Genomic DNA, 16325 nt, shown 5'->3' with positions numbered 1-16325 from the left:
TTTGTCACGCCTGCCACCCGCGCGGCCGGCACGATGCACCTACAGTCCACCCCATGCCTCTTGAAAAAACGCCACCGCCAGCGGCGGGCCTTCTGCACGCCGTCGCGCGCCTGCGCCTGACGCGCCTGGCGGCCAGCGCCAAGCCGTTTCTTGCGCGGGGCTCCGGCACAGGTCGCTGCGCGGGGTGCCGCCTGGTGGCCAGCCACTGCGTCTGCGCCTTGCGCCCCCAGCTGTCCACGCGCGCCGGGGTGTGCCTGATCATGGGCGACATCGAAGCGCTCAAACCCAGCAACACCGGCTGGCTGGTGGCCGACGTGGTCACCGACACCTGGGCGTTTGGCTGGTCCCGCACCGCGGTCGATGCCGGCCTGCTGACCTTGCTGGCCGACCCGTCATGGCAGCCCTGGCTGGTGTTCCCGGGTGAGTTCGTGCCGCCCGGGCGGGTGGTGACCGACCTGCCCCCGGACGCGCCGGGGAGCGCACCCGGACGCAAGCCCTTGTTTGTGCTGCTCGATGGCACCTGGTCCGAAGCCCGAAAGATGTTTCGCAAGAGCCCCTGGCTCGATGCGCTGCCTGTGCTCAGCCTGCACCCCGATGTGGTGTCCAACTACCGGCTGCGCCGCTCTGCGCGCGAGAGCCATTTCTGCACCTCGGAGGTGGCGGCGCTGTGCCTGGCCCTGGCCGGAGAAACCCACGCCGCACAAAGCCTGGCCGCCTGGCTCGACGTGTTCACCGAGCACTACCTCAGCGCCAAACGCAGCGTGCGGCTCGACCTCGACAGCGAGGCGCACCTGCGGCTGCTCACCCTCGCCGCTCAGGAGGCTTGAGGGGATGAAAAAACGCAGCGGTGTAGCATGGGAAGCCTCCAAAACCAACCCAGGTGACGAGGCATGACCGACACTCCCTCCAGCAATCCCCACACGCCCCTGGCGCCTCGCGGCCCCCGCACCTCGCGCGTGCCTGCGCTCATCATCACGGTGATCGTGCTGGTGGCGGTGCTGGCGGCAGGCTATGTCGGCTGGCAACGGTTCAAACCGGTGCCGGCCCCCGAGCCCGCGACCGAACCGGTGGCGTCGGCGCCGCTGGTGCCGGCGGTTCCGCTGGCGCCCACGCCGCCCGCCATCGAGCACCCCATCGAACCGCCGCCGGACGACGCTGCTGGAACCGTGGCGGCCTTGCCCGCGCTGGACGAGGCCGATCGGCTGGTGGGCGAACTGCTGAACGACCTGCTCACGCGCAGCAACGTGCTGACCTTCCTGCAGCTCGACGGTTTCGTGCGCCGTGCGGTGGCCACGGTGGACAACCTGGCGCGGGAGCAGGCGCCCTCGCGCGTCTGGCCCGTCAACCCCACGCCCGAGCGCTTCACCGTGCTGCGCGGCAGCGACGGGGTGCAGACCATCCACCCCGACAACCAGCGCCGCTACACGCCGCTGGTGGAAATGATCGACGCGGTCGACACCGCACAGGCTGTTGCGCTGTACCGCCGGCTCTACCCGCTGTTTCAGCAGGCCTATGAAGAGCTCGGCTTTCCAGGTCGCTACTTCAACGACCGGCTGGTGCAGGTGCTCGACCACCTGATCGCCACGCCGGTGCCTGGCGCGCCACCGTCCGTGACCCTGGTGGAGGTCAAAGGCGAGGTTCCGTCCACCCGGCCCTGGGTGCGTTACGAGTTTGCCGACCCTGCGCTGGAGTCCCTCTCGGCCGGGCGCAAGATGCTGCTGCGCACCGGACCGGCGAACCAGCAGCGCCTGCAGGCCAAGCTGCGCGACATCCGCCAGCGCATCGCCCGACCCCAACGCCGCTGACGTCTTGCCCATGCCCGCTGCACCTGTTGCCCGCCTGATCTGCTTCAACAAGCCCTATGGCGTGCTGAGCCAGTTCACGCCCGAAGGCCGCTGGCGCGGACTCAAGGACTTCATCGACATTCCGGGCGTGTACGTGGCCGGCCGGCTGGACGCCGACAGCGAGGGCCTGCTGCTGCTGACCAACGACGGCCAGCTGCAGGCCCGCATCAGCGACCCGCGCCACAAGATGGAAAAGACCTACTGGGTGCAGGTGGAGGGCGTGCCTGATGAAGCCGCGCTCTCGGCGCTTCGCCAGGGCGTTGCGCTCAACGACGGCCCCACGCGGGAGGCGCGCGCCCGCCTGATGCCGTCGCCCGCCGACCTGTGGGAGCGCGACCCGCCGGTGCGCGTTCGCCAGTCCATTCCCACCCACTGGCTGGAGCTGGTGATCACCGAAGGGCGCAACCGCCAGGTGCGCCGCATGACCGCCGCCGTGGGCCACCCCACGCTGCGCCTGATCCGTGCGGCCATCGGGCCGCACACGCTGCAGGGCCTGGCGCCCGGTGCGCTGCGCGGCTGAACGCATTCGTCTCCACCCATGCCCCACAAGATCCTGCTCACCGGTTTTGACGCCTTCGGCGGCGCCACCCTCAACCCCAGCTGGCTGGCCGTGAAGTCGCTTCACGGCCGTCAGATCCTCGGCCACACAGTGGTGGCCGCGCAGCTGCCCACCGTGTTCGATGCATCGCTGCAAACGCTCAACGCGCTGCTCAAGCAGCACCGGCCCGCGCTGGTGGTGTGCGTGGGCCAGGCCGGTGGTCGCAGCGCCTTGTCGCTCGAGCGCGTGGCCATCAACGTGAACGACGCGCCCCTGGCCGACAACGCGGGTGACCAGCCGGTGGACACGCCGGTGATGCCGGGCGCACCCGCCGCCTACTTCACGCGCCTGCCCATCAAGGCCATGCGGGCCGCGTTGCAGGCCGAAGGCATTGCCGCCGAGGTCTCGCAGACCGCCGGCACCTTCGTCTGCAACCACGTGTTCTTCGGGTTGATGCACGCGCTGGCCACGCGGCGGGCGTTGCAGCACACCCGCGGTGGCTTCATCCATGTGCCCTGGTTGCCGGAGCAGGGCACGCCGGACATGCCGCTGGACGAGATCGTGCGCGGCCTGCGGCTGGCCGTGCGCTGCGCGCTGCAGGTGCAGCGCGACACCGTGCTCGGTGGCGGGGCCACCCACTGATCAGGCCTGCCACACACCGAAGCCGGCCGAGCGCAGGTCGATGCCGACCTCGATCTCCTTGTCCACCGCATTCGCATACTTCATCGGGTTGAAGCCTTCGTACAGGTCCGGCAGCAGGCGCAGTCCGTACTTCATCACATACGCGTTCGACTGGATGCCCGCCTTGTGCTTGTCGAACCGCACGTCCGGGTCGAGCCCGGTCATGCCCACGTACACACACGGCTTGCCCTCCACGTAGCCCGGGTTGTTCTTGCGAAACCGGGGCTCGAGCAGCACGTCTTTGTGCAGCTCGATCACGTAGACGTGGTGGTGGGGGCGGCGGGCCATCTATGCACTCAAGGCCTGTGCAACCCGGTCCGTCGCCGTGATCGAATCGGTCACGAGGCGCTCGTCCACGTCCATCAAGCCCTCGTATTCGCCGAGCTTGCGCTTGTGGTGGCACAGGACCACTCGGGCGCCTTGAGTTGCAGTCGCCAGCTGCGCCTGGCTGCCGACCGCCAGAGCCGTCTGCTTGTTGCCAAGGCCGTTGGCGATGCCGGGTACTTCGGTAACGGAGGCACCCGACCTCATGTTTTCCACCGAGACGGGTTCAGGCGAAACCTGGATGTGGGGAGTGGGCTTCTTGAAAGTCAGCATGGCTTGTGTGCATCTGGTCGCGCCGGCTCAGTCCGCTTGCCGCAACACGGCCCGCATCTGCTCACCCGCCAGCGACATCGCCCGCCCGAAGCCCGCCACGTGGCGCAGCGATTCGGGCTCGATGACGAACAGCGAGAAGTCGCCGAACGAAAACAGAGGCTCTGCGTCGGGCAACCTGGCCAGGTAGGCCTGGCGCGCCTGCTCGTAGCCGGGCGAGTCGGTCGCGCATTGCCGCGCCCGGCCTTGCACGCTGGCGCGGGGCAGGGCCAGGGGTGAGTCTGCGGCCGCCAGCGGCGCGGTCACCAGCAGCGCCACGGCCGGGTTCGCCAGCATGTCTTGCGTGTGCGTGGCCAGACGGCTCACGTGAATGGCGAAGCCCGCACCCTCGGGCAGCAGGGCAAAGGGCACCATCGACACGGCCGGCGCGCCCTTGTGCAGCGTGGCCAGCGAGGCCACGGGCTGCGTGCGCAGCAGCGACATCAAGGCAGTGGATTCCGATTCGTTCATGTGATCTTGCAGGCGCTGTTCATCGATCCGATTTGAACTCAAGGCCGTGATGGTCTAAGGTCAAGTGGCCTGGCGACCCGGTCGCCCGGTCTCTGCCAGCGGATGGGCCGTTGTCAGGCTCTCTTATTTTTCTTCTGAAAGGAGAACAACATGGGACTGCTCGACAAGTTTTTTGGATCCAAACCCAAGTATCCGCCGCTGCCGGCGGGCAGCGATGCGATGGGCAAACTCGATGAGCTCAAGGCACCGCTCGAAGAGCTGGCGCACAAGGTCTCCGACCACCTGCAAGTGGTGCCGGCAGAACATGAGGCCTTCGTCTTCCTAGGCAGGCCACCCGAGAGCTTCGGCCTGGCCTGGATTCATGACGGCAAGGTGGCGAGCCTCAAGGACATTGCCAAGGAGCACCACCTCTCGCAGGTTGAAGTCGGTGAACTGGTTGCCCGGCTGGGGCAGGCCTACCAGCACGCCAGCGAATCACCGCGCTACTCGGCTGAAATCGGCGGCAAACAGATGGTGGTCATACCGTCGAGTGGTCTGGAGCAGGAGATGCACCAGATCATGTCGAAGACGCTGCACTGAGCGCGACGCGAGGTGCGGGGTTTCAACACCCCGCACATGGCGCGAAGCGTTTCGAGAGCACTTCTTTGCGTCGTGTCATGACCATGGCCGGCGTGCAGGTCACAAGCGCCGTGCCCGGCACAGATGCAAAGTCTTCTGCCAGATACCAGCCGCCTCGCTGAGCAGCGGCCGTGTCTGTCAGGCTGGTGCGCCTCAAAGCCTCAAAGCCTCAAAGCCTCACAGCCACACCGATCCCGGGGCCGGGCTGGTCTCGATGGTGAAGTCGGGCGTCCCGCCCAGCACGAAGGCGCCGAGCACCAGGCTCAGCACCGAGATGAACAGGCTGGCCCAGAACGCCGTCCAGAACCCGTCGACCTTGAAGCCGCTCACCAGCTTGGACACCAGCAACAGCATCAGCGCGTTGATGACCAGCAGGAAGAAGCCAAAGCTCAGCAGCGTCAAGGGCAGCGTGAGCACCACCAGCAGCGGCCTCACCACCGCATTGGCCAACCCCAGCAGCAAGGCCGAGACCACCAGCGCCGAGGTGCTGCCGAACCGGATGCCCTTGAACAAGTGGCTCGCCACCCACAGGGCGAGGGCGGTGATGGCCCAGTGGAGGAGGAAGGGGGTCAGGTTGGCGAGCATGTGACGGATCTCAGGTAGGGGACCAACACAGCGGGTGAACCGTGTCGGTGGGGCGGGTTGACCGCTGTTCTTCAATGCATGGCCGCGGGAATTGGCCCCGCACGGTCAGGTCCCGGCCAGGTCATTTGATTGCAAGACCGGACTTCGTTGATGTTTGAAAAGTGGAAGAGTCACTTGCCCCAACTGTCCTTCAACCCCGTCACCCGGTTGAACACGGGCTTCACTCCAGCCAAGTGATCCACCCGATCCGCCACAAAGTACCCAAACCGCTCGAACTGGAATTTCTCATCCGGTTTCGCCGCAGCCAGTGACGGCTCCACATACGCCGTCACCACCTTCAAGCTGTTCGGGTTCAGCGCTTCGATGAAGTCCTTGCCGCCGGCGTCGGGCTGGGGGTCGCTGAACAGGCGGTCGTACAGGCGCACTTCGGCGCTCACGCCGTCGGCCACGCTCACCCAGGTGATGGCGGCTTTGGCTTTCACGCTGTCGGCGCCGGGGGTGCCGCTCTTGGTGCCGGGGATCACCCTGGCGTGCACGGCGGTCACGGTGCCGCCCGCGTCTTTTTCGCAGCCGGTGCACTCGATCACGTAGCCGCCTTTGAGGCGCACCACGTTGCCAGGGAACAAACGCTTGTAGCCCTTGGGCGGCACTTCTTCAAAGTCTTCGCGTTCGATCCACACCTGGCCGCCGATCTTGAACACACGCTCGGGCGGCGGGGTCTGGCCCTCGGGCACGGCGTGGTGGGGCAGGGCGGGCTGGGTGCAGTCTTCGGTGTGATCGTCGCTTCCAAAGGCCTCCGCCCAGTTGGTGAGCACCAGCTTGACGGGGTCGAGCACGGCCATGCCGCGGTGGGCCTTGTTCTCAAGGTCTTCGCGCAGGCAGCCTTCGAGCGTGCTGTAGTCGATCCAGCTGTCGCTCTTGGTCACGCCGATGCGCTCGGCAAACAGCTGGATGCTTTCGGGCGTGTAGCCGCGCCGGCGCAGGCCGACGATGGTTGGCATGCGCGGGTCGTCCCAGCCGCTGACCTTGTGGTCGTACACCAGCTGCGCGAGCTTGCGTTTGCTGGTGATCACATAGGTGAGGTTGAGCCGCGCAAACTCGTACTGGTGCGGCGCGGGGTGGGCCAGCAGGCCGCCTTCGCACAGGCGGTCCATCAGCCAGTCGTAGAACGGGCGCTGGTCTTCAAACTCCAGCGTGCAGATGCTGTGGGTGATCTGCTCCAGTGCGTCCTCGATCGGGTGCGCAAAGGTGTACATGGGGTAGATGCACCAGGTGTCGCCGGTGTTGTGGTGCGTGGCGCGGCGAATGCGGTAGATGGCGGGGTCGCGCAGGTTGATGTTGGGCGAGGCCATGTCGATCTTCGCGCGCAGCACCATGCTGCCGTCTTCGTGCCGGCCGTCGCGCATTTCGCGAAAGCGCGCCAGGTTGTCGGCGGGTGTGCGGCTGCGAAACGGGCTGTCCACACCGGGTTTGCCGAAGTCGCCGCGCGCGGCGCGCATCTGCTCGGCGGTCTGTTCGTCCACATACGCGTGGCCGGCTTCAATCAGGTACTCGGCCGCGCGGTACATGAAGTCGAAGTAGTCGCTCGCCTGAAACAGGTGGCTCTGGCCGTTGGCTTCCCAGTTGAAACCCAGCCATGTCACCGAGTCGAGGATGCTGTTGACGTACTCGGTGTCCTCCTTCTCGGGGTTGGTGTCGTCAAAGCGCATGTGGCACACGCCGCCGTAGTCGCGCGCCAGGCCGAAGTTGAGGCAGATGCTCTTGGCGTGGCCCACGTGCAGGTACCCGTTGGGCTCGGGCGGAAAGCGGGTGCGGATTCTGGCCGGGTCCAGCGGGCCGGCGGCGTGGTGCGCGGCGTCGCCCGGGGTGCCGGCCCAGCGGCGGCTGGCGTAGGTGCCTTTGTCGAGATCGTTCTCGATGATCTGGCGCAGGAAGTTGCTGACCTTGTGTTCGCCCTCTGCGGGGGCGTTGCCGTTGGGGCTGGATGGCTTGCTGGTGGGGGTGTTGGAGCTCATCCGGGCATTCTATTGATCTCACCCACTCGGTTTGGCTTTTGTCCCAGCCTCGCCACCCGTTCACCCTGTGCTGGTCGAAGGGTTCACCCAGGTGCCGGCGAGGGCTTCGACAGGCTCAGCCCGAACGGCGGTGGCGCAGCCCGAACGGAGGCGGCTCAGCCTGAACGGCGGTGGCGCAGCCCGAACGGTGGTGCCTCGGTTCCAACGGTCTGTGGCGCGGGCTGAGTGGTCGGGGAGCGCGACTTGCGGGCGGGGGCTTTCCGTTATCGTTGCTGCGAAGTCGAGCAACCACGCCGGGGCGCACACCACATGCACAACGAGAACCCTGAAACCATTCCGAACGAAGAGCCCACCCCGTGGGAGGTCACGCAGGCCGAAGACGTGTTTTTGCCTTCGGTGCGGGTGCGCCTGGGCTGGGCCGACATCGAGGCTGCGGTGGAGCGCGGCGCCATCGTGCCGAGCGAGGCGCACGCGCTCTGGGCGTCCTGGGCATCACCCGGCAGCGACCAGCGCGTGAGCGCGGCCGAGCTGGCCCCGCCGGCCGTCCAGCCTGTGCCCGCCGGCGTGCCCATGTCGCCCATGCCGCGCGTGGCGCCGGGCCCGGCCTTTTCGTTCTCCAACACGCTGTATTACTTCGGCGGCATGCTGGCCATTGGCGCCATGACGCTGTTCATGACGCTGGGCTGGGAGCTGTTTGGCGCCTGGGGGGTGTTTGCCCTGGCGGTGGCCTACCTCGTGGGCGCCTTGCTGGTGGCGCGCAACCTCATGGCGCAGCGCATGCGAACGCCGGCCGGCGTGCTGGCCACGCTGGCGGTGTGTCTGGTGCCGCTGGCCACCTGGGCGCTGCAGAGCGCCCTGGGCTTCTGGCCCGAGGGCACGAACGACAGCTACCGCGACTACCACCGCTTCATCGACTGGCGCTGGCTCACGCTGGAACTGGCCACGCTCGCCGCTGCGGTGGTTTTGCTGCGCAGCTTGCGGCTGCCGTTCATGGTGATGCCGGTGGCGGTGACCCTCTGGTACCTCAGCATGGATGTGGCCCACATGATCATGCAGAAGGACGGTTTCGACTGGCAGTTCACGCGCGACGTGTCGCTGGTGTTCGGCCTGGCCACCTGCGCCATGGCCGTGTGGGTTGACCTGCGCAGCCGCCGCGCCAGCCATCCGCTGAACCGGCAGGACTTTGCCTTCTGGCTCTACCTCTTCGGCGCCATCATGTTCTGGTGCGGGCTGAGCCTGCGGGACAGCGATTCGGAGCTCAACAAGTTCCTCTATGCACTGATCAACGTGGGCCTGGTGTTTCTGGGTGCCGCGATCGGCCGTCGCGTGTTCACCGTGCTCGGCGCCATCGGCGTGGCGAGCTACCTTGGTTATCTCTCGCACCGCGTGTTTGCCGACAGCCTGCTGTTTCCGTTTGCGCTCACGCTGCTCGGCCTGGCCGTGGTGGCACTGGGCATCTGGTGGCAGCGGCGCGAGGCCACCATTCACGCGAAGCTGGCCGGCTGGCTGCCAGCGGCCTTGAAGCCGCTGGCGTCCGGTTGACGTTCAGTACGTCAGGTTGAGCTGCAGCACGGCCGTGGTGCCGCTCACTTCATTGCCCACCACCAGCAGCGGTTTGCCGTTGGGCGACTGGGCTGCGGGAATGAACACCAGGCCTTCGGGGCCGAGATCGCCCACGGTGGCGAGGTTCGGTGGGTCGGTCACCCACTCGTCGCGGGTGTTCAGGTAGTCCACGCGCGTCGGCGCCGCCGGGTTGGTGATGTCGTACACCAGCACGCCGCCCATGCGCTCCAGGCCGATGAAGGCGAAGGTCTTGTTGCCGATCTTGCCCACCGCCAGGCCCTCGGGCTCGGGGCCCTTGGCGTCGCTGCGGCTGTCGAGGGCATCGCCCTCGTTGTGACCGGAGTTGAAGTAGGTTGCGCAAGGAATGGTGCGGTCTTTTCCAAGCCTGCAGTCGGGGCCGGCGAGGAACTGTTCGATCGCTGCGCCCGAATCCCAGACCAGGGTGCCGTTGCCGTCCCAGATGCTGAACGAGCGGGCGCCGTAGCTGTAGAGCTTGTCGTACATCAGGCGGTCGCCGGCGGGGTCCTCAAGACCGGTCGTGGCGCTGAAGCGAAGGGGCGCGCCCATGGCGTCCGTCTTGTAGCCCTGCACCCAGCTGATGTTGAGCCTGCCCAGCTCGGCGGCTGCGTTGCAGGTGCCCGGACCGATGCCGGTGGCACCGCAGTAGCCGAACACGGCGGGGTCGAGCAGGGCGCCTGCCACGGGTGGTGTGGCGACGGTGCGCAGTTGCGGCGGCACGGTTTGCCATCCGGCAGCCCGTGTGAGCGCCGACACGCGCAGCTCTTCGATGAAGCCCAGGGCCGGGTTCTGCGTGCCGAGGTAGTCGGGGTTGTCTTCGCCCCAGGCCCGGGCGTCGCCTTCGTTGGCCGTGACCAGGTAGGTCTGACCGCCCGCGCTGTACGACACCATGCTGTCGGGCAGGTACATGCCGTGCACACCGGGCCAGGTCTTGATGATGATCGCGTTGTCCCGGTCGGATGCGTCGATTTCGTTGCCCGCCAGGCCGTAGTCCTTGTAGCCCAACGGCAGCACGTTGGTGACGGTCGCGCTGGCGATGTCGACCTTGGCCAGCGCGTTGTTCTCTTGCAGCGTCACCCAGGCGGTGGTGCCGTCGGCAGAGACGGCGATGTACTCGGGCTCGAGGTCTTGCGCCACGGTGGCGCCCGGGCCGTAGATGCGCACGCCGGCGGCACGCAACGCGGCGGCCTGGCCATTGAAGCTGGTGAAGCCGGCGTTGCGCACCACGGGGGCCGCCAGGTTGCGCACGTCGATGATGCTGATGCTGCCTTCGGGGTCGGTCTGGTAGTTGTCGCTCGGCTCACCTTCGTTGGCCACGAGCACGCGGGTGCCGTCGGGCGTGAAGGTGATCATGTCGGGTTGGGCTCCGATTTCCACCGAACTGATCAGGCTCAGATCGGATGCGCGATACAGCGCCATGCGACCGTTGTCGGTCTTCACCGGTGCCTGGATGGCCACGGCCACGGTGCCGTTGAACACCGCCACGCTGTTGATCTCGGCGCCGGCCAGCACGGCGGTGGCGTCGAGCGTGCCGATCTTCACCGGGTTGGCCGGGTCGGCGAGGTTGAGCACGTCCACCGCGCCCAGCTGGGCGTTGACCACGAAGAGGCGCCGGCTGGCGGCGTCGTAGGCGGGAATCTCCGCCGCGCTCACCTCGAACTGGCCGGTGCTGTAGGCGCCGATCTTCTCCAGCGTCAGGCTGGCGGGCGTGGCTTCGACCACAGGCGCTGGCGTCACGGGGGTGTCGCTGCCGCCACCGCAGGCGGTGATCACGGCCGTTGCGACGAGGGTGGTGGCGAACAGGGTGGCGCGGGAGCGGCGGGCTGGGAGTCGCATGATGGTCTTGTGGTTGTTCAGGGTTGAAAACCACGGTTGTAGGGACCGACGGTGAAACGACCGTGACGTCTGGATGACGTTGGTGTGACGCTCCGCCCGCACAGCGGCGGACACTACTGTCCGAAGCGCGGGCCGTCTTTCAGAAACGCGGCTTCATCCGGGGTGGTGGTGCGTCCGAGCACGGCGTTGCGGTGCGGAAAGCGGCCGAACCGGGCCACGATGTCCCGGTGCACCACGGCAAAGCGCAGGTTGCCCGCGAGCGTGTCGCGCAGCGCTTCGGGGCTGCTGTCCACCAGCCGCTGGAAGCGCGCCACACACTCCTCCTGCAAAGGCAGTTGTTCGGCGTGCATCAGCGGCATGTAGAGGAACACACGGCCGGCCGGGGTGAGCGTGGTGTCCATGCCTTCGTCGAGCGAGCGCTGGGTCAGGCGCTGCGCGCGCGCGTCGCCGTCGAAGGCACGGCGCTGGCCGCGGTGCACGTTGCGGGAGAGCTGGTCGAGCAGCACGATGAGCGCCAGCCGCGTTCCGGGCTCGGTTTCCCAGTCGGTGAGGCCGCCACCCAGCGCCTCGTTCACCAGCGGCCCGAAGCGTTGCCGGATGGCCTCGTCCTGCGCCGGGCTGCCGCCGAACCAGAGGTCCTTGCGTTCCTGCGAGGGCCAGTCGAGCTGAAGACCGTCGCCAAACCAGACATCGAGGACGTCCAGGGCGGCAGGGAGTGTGGGCTGTTTCATGGTGGGTTACGTCTGGCAACGACTTTGACGGGCCATGCGGTACAGGGCCGGCGGCGATTCTCTGTAATGCAGCCACAGGGTAACCACAAAACCCTGCCAACAGCCCTTCGTGAATTCAGGAGCCCGCCATGAAAACCTTGTCTCTCAAAGCCCAATGGGCCCGCACCTCGGCCTTGGCCCGTGGCCTCACGCTGGCCGCGCTGGCCGCCAGCGCCTGGGCGATGTCCACCGTGGCCACGCAAGCCCATGCGCGCGGCGACGTGTACTGGTCGATCGGTGTCAACTCACCCGGTGTCGCCGTGGGGGTGTCCAACGCACCGCCGGTGTATGTGAACCAGTACCCGGTGTACGAAGAGCGCTACCCGGTCTACCGAGAACGCCGCCCGGTCTACCAGCGGCCCATCGTGGTGCAGCCGCGCCCGGTGGTGGTGTATCCGCAGCCCATCTATGTGCAGCCGCGCCCCTACTACCGCGCCGGCTGGGGCCATGGCCCGCGCTGGGATGACCGCCGCCATGGCCACCACAAGCGCCACCATGGCCTCCGCGGTGGCCGTGACCGGGACGACGATGGCCGGCGCGGCCACCGCTGACCGGTCTCACATGGCCCGAAACCGCTCTGCGTGAAGCCGGCTGACGGCGAAGGCCTCGGGCCGGCCGCGCAGTCGCAGGTTCATGCGCCCGGCTTCGGTGCGCGAGACGCTCTCGATGGCGTCGGCCCGCACCACGGTGCCCCGGTGGACCTGCCAGAAAACGGCGGGGTCCAGCCGGGGCATCAGTTCTTTCAAGGGTGTGCGTATCAGCACCTCGTCCTGGGCCAACAACACGCGCACGTATTTGTCGGCCGCTTCGAACGCCAGCACCTCGGCCACCGGCACCATGCGAACGTTTTGTCCCACGCTGGCCGGGATCACCTGAAGGCGCTCCGAGCCCGGCTGTGCGCCGGGATCCTGCAGGAGGCTGCGCAGTTGTGCCAGCGTGGCGTCGAGCACTCCGCTGGCGGGCCGCCGTTGCTCCAGCACCGCCTGCACGCGCTGCACCGTGAGGCGCAGCCGCCCGGGCTGCACCGGCTTGAGCAGGTAGTCGACCGCCTGGGCTTCGAAGGCCTGCACGGCGTATGCATCAAAGGCGGTGACGAACACCAGCGCCGGAAACGGCTGGTCGTCGGGCCATTCTTCGGCGAGTTCGGCGGCGGCTTCGAGCCCGCTCTGGCCGGGCATGCGGATGTCGAGCCACAGCACATCGGGTCTGAGGGCCAGCGCCTGCGCCACGGCGGCCTCGCCGTCGCCGACCACCGCCACCACGTTCAGCCCGGGCCAGGCGTGCGCCAGTTCGGCTTGCAGGGCACGGGCCAGCAGGGGTTCGTCTTCGGCAATCAGGGCGGTGGCGTTCATGGCGTTTGCAGGGGCAGGGTGAGCAGGGTGCGGGTGCCGGCGCCCGGTGCGCTGTGCCATTCGATGCCAGCACGGCCGGGGTAGGCGGTGGCCAGGCGTTCGCGCACCTGGCTCAGGCCGAAACCGGCCTTCGGCTCGGCCTCGCAACCCACGCCGGTGTCGCTCACCTCCAGCTCCAGGCCTGCGCTGCCCTGGCGCGCTGCCACACGAATCTCGCCGCCTTCGCGGCTGGGCTCGAGCCCGTGGCGGATGCAGTTTTCCACCAGCGGCTGCAGCAGCAGGGGTGGAACGACCTGGCGGCTCAGGGCATCGGGCAGGTCCAGCGTGTAGCGCAGGCGCGGACCCATGCGCACGGCCATGAGTTCGAGGTAGTCGCGCAAGCGTGCAAATTCATCGGCCAGGGTGTGACGGCCGGCGGCGGCCTCGGTGCGCGAGGCCGTGAGCGTGGCGCGCAGAAAGTCGTTGAGGCGATCGAGCATCGCCACGGCACGTTCGGGGTCGGTGGTGATCAGCGCGCGCAGGTTGGCCAGTGTGTTGAACAGCATGTGCGGCTCCAGCTGCGATTCGAGCAACTTCAGGCGCGCCTCGCTGGCCTGGCGCTGGGCTTCTTCGCCAGCGAGCCGGGCGCGGGCCAGCGTTTCGCGGCTGGTGAAGTAATAGGCGCCGAAGCCGCCGGCCGACAAGGACATGAGCACGAAGCCCAGGGTGGCGCGCGGAAAGTTGTTCAGGCCGATCAGCAACGGGCGACCCAGCAGCAGGTTGGCGCAGGCGCTGCCCAGCGGATAGGCCAGCAGCACCGAGCCCACGACCAGTGCGGCCATGGCCGGCGCGCCGGGTCCGCCGCCGGGGTGCAGCACGAAGCGCCCGCCGTCGATCAGTGCCCAGATGAACAGGCCGATGAACTGGGAATAGAGCATGTTCACCGCAAAGGCCTCGCCGCTGACCGCCGTGATGGCCAGTGCGATGACCGTGTTGAACACCACGGCGGCCAGGGCCCGGCGAGCGATGGTGGCGGCGTTGATCGGCGGCATGGACGCAGTATCCCGCAAGGCCGGGGCCTGGCTCACAGGCCCTGGCGCTCCCGGTCCAGGCGCTCGCGTTCCTGCGCCACCAGCCGAGCCTGCAGGCCACCGCCGCCGAGCGCCACCCACACCCCCACGCCGTGCATGAGCAGGCCCAGGCCCCAGCCCAGCGCCGGGTAGATGGCCCAATGGCGCCCGCTGGCCAGGGAGATGCCCATGAGCGCGGTGTTGACGGCGAGATAGACCAGCGCGTGGACATACCAGCCCATGCGGGCGCCCACGCGGCGGCGGGCGATGCGGTCGAGTTCGGATTCAGAGGCAGGGTGTTGTGGGTGCATGTTCATGGTCAGGCTTTCAGTGAAAAGGGAAAGAAAAAGGACGACAGGAAAAAAAGGGGTCAGACCAGGCCAAGCCATTGGTCCCACAGCAGCTGGCCCAGAAAGCGCCCGGGCAGCAGGGTGAAGGCGCCTGCGATCAGGCAGGCGCCGACGTAGAGCGTGACCATGGTCTTGCGGTGCCCACCCACGTTGCCGCTCAGCAGCTGGCGAAACGCCAGGAACAGGCTCGCCAGCACCACGGGCACCAGCAGGTGGATGGGTGTGTAGCCGGCGATGTTGGGCAGGTTGAAGTCGCGGATGAAGACGGCTGACAAGGCGGTGATGAGCATCAGCGTGACCCAGGCGTAGCCCGCGGCGCGGTGCAGGCGGGGGCGCTGGTTCAGGCTCTGGCGGTTCGCGTGACCGCGCCGCGCCCACAGGGCGATGGGCCCGATGGCGATGGCGGCCAGTGCGGCGGTGAGGTGCACGGCGATGAGGGGCGTGAGTTGCATGGCGCTCTCCGGTGGGTGGGTGCACGCACTGTGCCCACGCGCCAGCGGCGGGCCCAGCGGTTTGCGACGAAGCGCCTCTCGCTGTCGCGAAACCCCCGGCGGGCGGCGTGAAATGCAGCGCCCCGAGCGTCTTTACCCGCGGCTTACCGCGCCGATACCCCGCAGCGGCGCTGGCGCCCACCCCGTTCCTACAATGGCTGCATGAACAAAGCGACGTGGATTTCGAGTGCGGTGGTGCTGGCGCTCATGGGCGGCGGCGCCTGGTGGTGGAACCAGCTCAGCGAGAAATCGGCCGTGCAGTACCGCACCGCCGTGATCGAACGCGGCTCGCTGCAGGCCAGTGTGTCGGCCAGCGGCACGGTCAACCCGGTGACGCAGGTGTCGGTGGGCACGCAGGTCTCGGGCCAGGTGCGAGCGGTGCACGTGGACTTCAACACCGAGGTCAAGGCCGGCCAGCTGATTGCCGAGATCGACCCCCAGACCTTCGAATACCGCGTGCGCTCCTCGCAGGCCGATGTGGACGCGGCGCGCGCTGCGGTGCAGATCGCGTTGGCCAATGCGGCGTCAAGCCGGGCCAACGTGTCGCGCGCCCAGACCGAGCTGATCGAGGCCCGGCGCATCCACGAGCGCAACCTGAGCCTGGTGGCGCAGGGCTTCATCGCCCAGAGCGAGGCCGACCGCACCGCGGCTGCCGTGAGCTCGGCTGCCGAATCGCTCAAGGCGGTGCAGGCGCTGGTGGCCGTGAGCCAGGCGCAGATCCAGAGCGCGCAGGCCAACGTGGCCCAGCGCGAAGCCGCGCTGGCGCAGGCCCGCGTCGACCTCTCGCGCACCCGCATCACCTCGCCGGTGGACGGCATCGTGATCAAGCGCACGGTCGAGAAAGGCCAGACCGTGGCCGCCAGCCTGCAGGCGCCCGAGCTGTTCGTGATCGCGCAGAACCTCTCCGACATGCAGGTGGATGCCAGCATCGACGAGGCCGACGTGGGCCGCATCCAGGCGGGTCAGAAGGCCAGCTTCACGGTCGATGCCTTCCCGGGCCAGACCTTCGAAGGCGAGGTGCGCCAGGTGCGCAAGGCCGCCACCAACGTGTCCAATGTGGTGACCTACGTGGCGGTGGTGGGCTTCTCCAACACCACGGGGCGCCTGTTGCCCGGCATGACGGCCAATGTGCGTGTGGTGACCGAATCGCGCCAGGCGGTGCTGAAAGTGCCCAACGCCGCCCTGCGGGTGCGCATCGCCGGCGTGGAGCCAGCAGCCGTGCCGGCGGGCCCGGCCGATGCGCCTGCCGCTGCCGCCGCGCCGCGCGCGGGCGCTGCGGGACGGGGATCGGCGCAGCGCGGCCGCATCTTCCTGCTGAACGACAAGGGGCAGCCCGAAGCCTTCGACGTGCGCTTGGGCGTGAGCGACGGCACCGCCACCGAGTTGATGCTGCGGCCCGACTCCCCGAACGCGGACGCACTGGTCGAAGGCGCCACCGTGGTCACCGGCGTCTCCGGGGCCGCGGCGGCGACGCCAGCCCGTGCGAGCGGCCCGCGCATGCCGTTCTGACC

General features: G+C 68.0%; 19 protein-coding genes. 8 read left to right on the top strand and 11 right to left on the bottom strand.

From position 1 onward, the window contains the following. Positions 1 to 53 precede the first annotated feature (53 nt). From QUV35_RS04795 to pcp, 4 genes are all read left to right on the top strand, one after another. A complete protein-coding gene (locus QUV35_RS04795; RefSeq protein WP_300871253.1) occupies positions 54 to 827 on the top strand; it encodes a tRNA-uridine aminocarboxypropyltransferase in 774 nt (257 codons plus the stop codon). 63 nt (positions 828 to 890) lie between these two features. Then, a complete protein-coding gene (locus tag QUV35_RS04790) occupies positions 891 to 1805 on the top strand; it encodes a DUF3014 domain-containing protein (protein ID WP_300871252.1) in 915 nt (304 codons plus the stop codon). 10 nt (positions 1806 to 1815) lie between these two features. Next, the gene (locus tag QUV35_RS04785; protein ID WP_300871251.1) at positions 1816 to 2364 is read left to right on the top strand and encodes a pseudouridine synthase; all 549 of its coding nucleotides are present in this window, start codon (positions 1816 to 1818) and stop codon (positions 2362 to 2364) included. 18 nt (positions 2365 to 2382) lie between these two features. Then, a complete protein-coding gene (gene pcp, locus QUV35_RS04780) occupies positions 2383 to 3024 on the top strand; it encodes a pyroglutamyl-peptidase I (protein WP_300871250.1) in 642 nt (213 codons plus the stop codon). Here pcp and QUV35_RS04775 read toward each other — a convergent pair whose 3' ends face one another. The 3 genes from QUV35_RS04775 to QUV35_RS04765 are packed head-to-tail and all read right to left on the bottom strand — an operon-like array spanning position 3025 to position 4167. Beyond that, positions 3025 to 3351 carry a hypothetical protein gene (locus QUV35_RS04775; RefSeq protein ID WP_300871249.1) on the bottom strand — a complete coding sequence of 109 codons (327 nt, stop codon included), beginning with the start codon at positions 3349 to 3351 and terminating at the stop codon, positions 3025 to 3027. Continuing rightward, positions 3352 to 3660 (bottom strand): hypothetical protein, encoded by a 309-nt coding sequence (locus QUV35_RS04770; RefSeq protein ID WP_300871248.1) that lies wholly within the window; start codon positions 3658 to 3660, stop codon positions 3352 to 3354. A gap of 27 nt (positions 3661 to 3687) precedes the next feature. Further along, entirely contained in the window at positions 3688 to 4167 is a 480-nt protein-coding gene (locus QUV35_RS04765; RefSeq protein WP_300871247.1) for a HugZ family protein, read from the bottom strand. Between the two features lie 150 nt (positions 4168 to 4317). Here QUV35_RS04765 and QUV35_RS04760 point away from each other — a divergent pair, with 150 nt between their 5' ends. Further along, positions 4318 to 4746 (top strand): hypothetical protein, encoded by a 429-nt coding sequence (locus tag QUV35_RS04760; protein ID WP_300871246.1) that lies wholly within the window; start codon positions 4318 to 4320, stop codon positions 4744 to 4746. A gap of 216 nt (positions 4747 to 4962) precedes the next feature. On the opposite strand, the gene QUV35_RS04755 is transcribed toward QUV35_RS04760, so the two are convergent. Then, positions 4963 to 5370 carry a phage holin family protein gene (locus QUV35_RS04755; protein ID WP_300871245.1) on the bottom strand — a complete coding sequence of 136 codons (408 nt, stop codon included), beginning with the start codon at positions 5368 to 5370 and terminating at the stop codon, positions 4963 to 4965. Positions 5371 to 5540: 170 nt separating this feature from the next. Next, positions 5541 to 7385, bottom strand: coding sequence for a glutamine--tRNA ligase/YqeY domain fusion protein (locus QUV35_RS04750; protein WP_300871244.1), 1845 nt, complete (start codon positions 7383 to 7385; stop codon positions 5541 to 5543). A 309-nt stretch (positions 7386 to 7694) separates the two neighbouring features. On the opposite strand from QUV35_RS04750, the gene QUV35_RS04745 reads away from it, so the two are divergent. Next, positions 7695 to 8927 (top strand): DUF2157 domain-containing protein, encoded by a 1233-nt coding sequence (locus QUV35_RS04745; RefSeq protein ID WP_300871243.1) that lies wholly within the window; start codon positions 7695 to 7697, stop codon positions 8925 to 8927. 3 nt (positions 8928 to 8930) lie between these two features. Here the strand turns inward: QUV35_RS04745 and QUV35_RS04740 are convergent, their stop codons facing one another. After that, the gene (locus tag QUV35_RS04740; RefSeq protein WP_300871240.1) at positions 8931 to 10802 is read right to left on the bottom strand and encodes a choice-of-anchor I family protein; all 1872 of its coding nucleotides are present in this window, start codon (positions 10800 to 10802) and stop codon (positions 8931 to 8933) included. Between the two features lie 113 nt (positions 10803 to 10915). Continuing rightward, positions 10916 to 11533, bottom strand: coding sequence for a DUF924 family protein (locus tag QUV35_RS04735; RefSeq protein ID WP_300871237.1), 618 nt, complete (start codon positions 11531 to 11533; stop codon positions 10916 to 10918). Between the two features lie 128 nt (positions 11534 to 11661). Here QUV35_RS04735 and QUV35_RS04730 point away from each other — a divergent pair, with 128 nt between their 5' ends. Next, positions 11662 to 12123: a hypothetical protein gene (locus QUV35_RS04730; protein ID WP_300871235.1), complete on the top strand. Its 462-nt coding sequence runs from the start codon at positions 11662 to 11664 to the stop codon at positions 12121 to 12123. A 6-nt stretch (positions 12124 to 12129) separates the two neighbouring features. Here QUV35_RS04730 and QUV35_RS04725 read toward each other — a convergent pair whose 3' ends face one another. From QUV35_RS04725 to QUV35_RS04710, 4 genes are read right to left on the bottom strand one after another with little or no spacing between them, the layout of a single operon-like run. Beyond that, complete coding sequence (locus tag QUV35_RS04725) at positions 12130 to 12924, bottom strand: LytTR family DNA-binding domain-containing protein (RefSeq protein ID WP_300871234.1); 795 nt, start codon at positions 12922 to 12924, stop codon at positions 12130 to 12132. Beyond that, complete coding sequence (locus tag QUV35_RS04720; RefSeq protein ID WP_300871233.1) at positions 12921 to 13955, bottom strand: histidine kinase; 1035 nt, start codon at positions 13953 to 13955, stop codon at positions 12921 to 12923. Before QUV35_RS04720 ends, QUV35_RS04725 begins: the two co-directional genes overlap by 4 nt. A gap of 32 nt (positions 13956 to 13987) precedes the next feature. Continuing rightward, positions 13988 to 14290 (bottom strand): 2TM domain-containing protein, encoded by a 303-nt coding sequence (locus QUV35_RS04715; protein WP_300871232.1) that lies wholly within the window; start codon positions 14288 to 14290, stop codon positions 13988 to 13990. A gap of 53 nt (positions 14291 to 14343) precedes the next feature. Then, a complete protein-coding gene (locus QUV35_RS04710; RefSeq protein ID WP_300871231.1) occupies positions 14344 to 14775 on the bottom strand; it encodes a DUF2306 domain-containing protein in 432 nt (143 codons plus the stop codon). Between the two features lie 201 nt (positions 14776 to 14976). On the opposite strand from QUV35_RS04710, the gene QUV35_RS04705 reads away from it, so the two are divergent. Then, positions 14977 to 16323, top strand: coding sequence for an efflux RND transporter periplasmic adaptor subunit (locus QUV35_RS04705; protein ID WP_300871230.1), 1347 nt, complete (start codon positions 14977 to 14979; stop codon positions 16321 to 16323). Positions 16324 to 16325: the final 2 nt, after the last annotated feature.

This window comes from Hydrogenophaga sp. (assembly GCF_030373225.1).
Taxonomy (GTDB): Bacteria; Pseudomonadota; Gammaproteobacteria; order Burkholderiales; family Burkholderiaceae_C; genus Hydrogenophaga.
The sequence above is the reverse complement of the archived record's forward strand: the minus strand, read 5'-3'. Positions and strand labels throughout refer to the sequence as shown.

Coding starts and splice junctions, on each gene's coding strand:
- QUV35_RS04795 (WP_300871253.1), top strand. CDS start 54: ATGCCTCTTGAAAAAACGCCACCGCCAGCGGCGGGCCTTCTGCACGCC.
- QUV35_RS04790 (WP_300871252.1), top strand. CDS start 891: ATGACCGACACTCCCTCCAGCAATCCCCACACGCCCCTGGCGCCTCGC.
- QUV35_RS04785 (WP_300871251.1), top strand. CDS start 1,816: ATGCCCGCTGCACCTGTTGCCCGCCTGATCTGCTTCAACAAGCCCTAT.
- pcp (WP_300871250.1), top strand. CDS start 2,383: ATGCCCCACAAGATCCTGCTCACCGGTTTTGACGCCTTCGGCGGCGCC.
- QUV35_RS04775 (WP_300871249.1), bottom strand. CDS start 3,351: ATGGCCCGCCGCCCCCACCACCACGTCTACGTGATCGAGCTGCACAAA.
- QUV35_RS04770 (WP_300871248.1), bottom strand. CDS start 3,660: ATGCTGACTTTCAAGAAGCCCACTCCCCACATCCAGGTTTCGCCTGAA.
- QUV35_RS04765 (WP_300871247.1), bottom strand. CDS start 4,167: ATGAACGAATCGGAATCCACTGCCTTGATGTCGCTGCTGCGCACGCAG.
- QUV35_RS04760 (WP_300871246.1), top strand. CDS start 4,318: ATGGGACTGCTCGACAAGTTTTTTGGATCCAAACCCAAGTATCCGCCG.
- QUV35_RS04755 (WP_300871245.1), bottom strand. CDS start 5,370: ATGCTCGCCAACCTGACCCCCTTCCTCCTCCACTGGGCCATCACCGCC.
- QUV35_RS04750 (WP_300871244.1), bottom strand. CDS start 7,385: ATGAGCTCCAACACCCCCACCAGCAAGCCATCCAGCCCCAACGGCAAC.
- QUV35_RS04745 (WP_300871243.1), top strand. CDS start 7,695: ATGCACAACGAGAACCCTGAAACCATTCCGAACGAAGAGCCCACCCCG.
- QUV35_RS04740 (WP_300871240.1), bottom strand. CDS start 10,802: ATGCGACTCCCAGCCCGCCGCTCCCGCGCCACCCTGTTCGCCACCACC.
- QUV35_RS04735 (WP_300871237.1), bottom strand. CDS start 11,533: ATGAAACAGCCCACACTCCCTGCCGCCCTGGACGTCCTCGATGTCTGG.
- QUV35_RS04730 (WP_300871235.1), top strand. CDS start 11,662: ATGAAAACCTTGTCTCTCAAAGCCCAATGGGCCCGCACCTCGGCCTTG.
- QUV35_RS04725 (WP_300871234.1), bottom strand. CDS start 12,924: ATGAACGCCACCGCCCTGATTGCCGAAGACGAACCCCTGCTGGCCCGT.
- QUV35_RS04720 (WP_300871233.1), bottom strand. CDS start 13,955: ATGCCGCCGATCAACGCCGCCACCATCGCTCGCCGGGCCCTGGCCGCC.
- QUV35_RS04715 (WP_300871232.1), bottom strand. CDS start 14,290: ATGAACATGCACCCACAACACCCTGCCTCTGAATCCGAACTCGACCGC.
- QUV35_RS04710 (WP_300871231.1), bottom strand. CDS start 14,775: ATGCAACTCACGCCCCTCATCGCCGTGCACCTCACCGCCGCACTGGCC.
- QUV35_RS04705 (WP_300871230.1), top strand. CDS start 14,977: ATGAACAAAGCGACGTGGATTTCGAGTGCGGTGGTGCTGGCGCTCATG.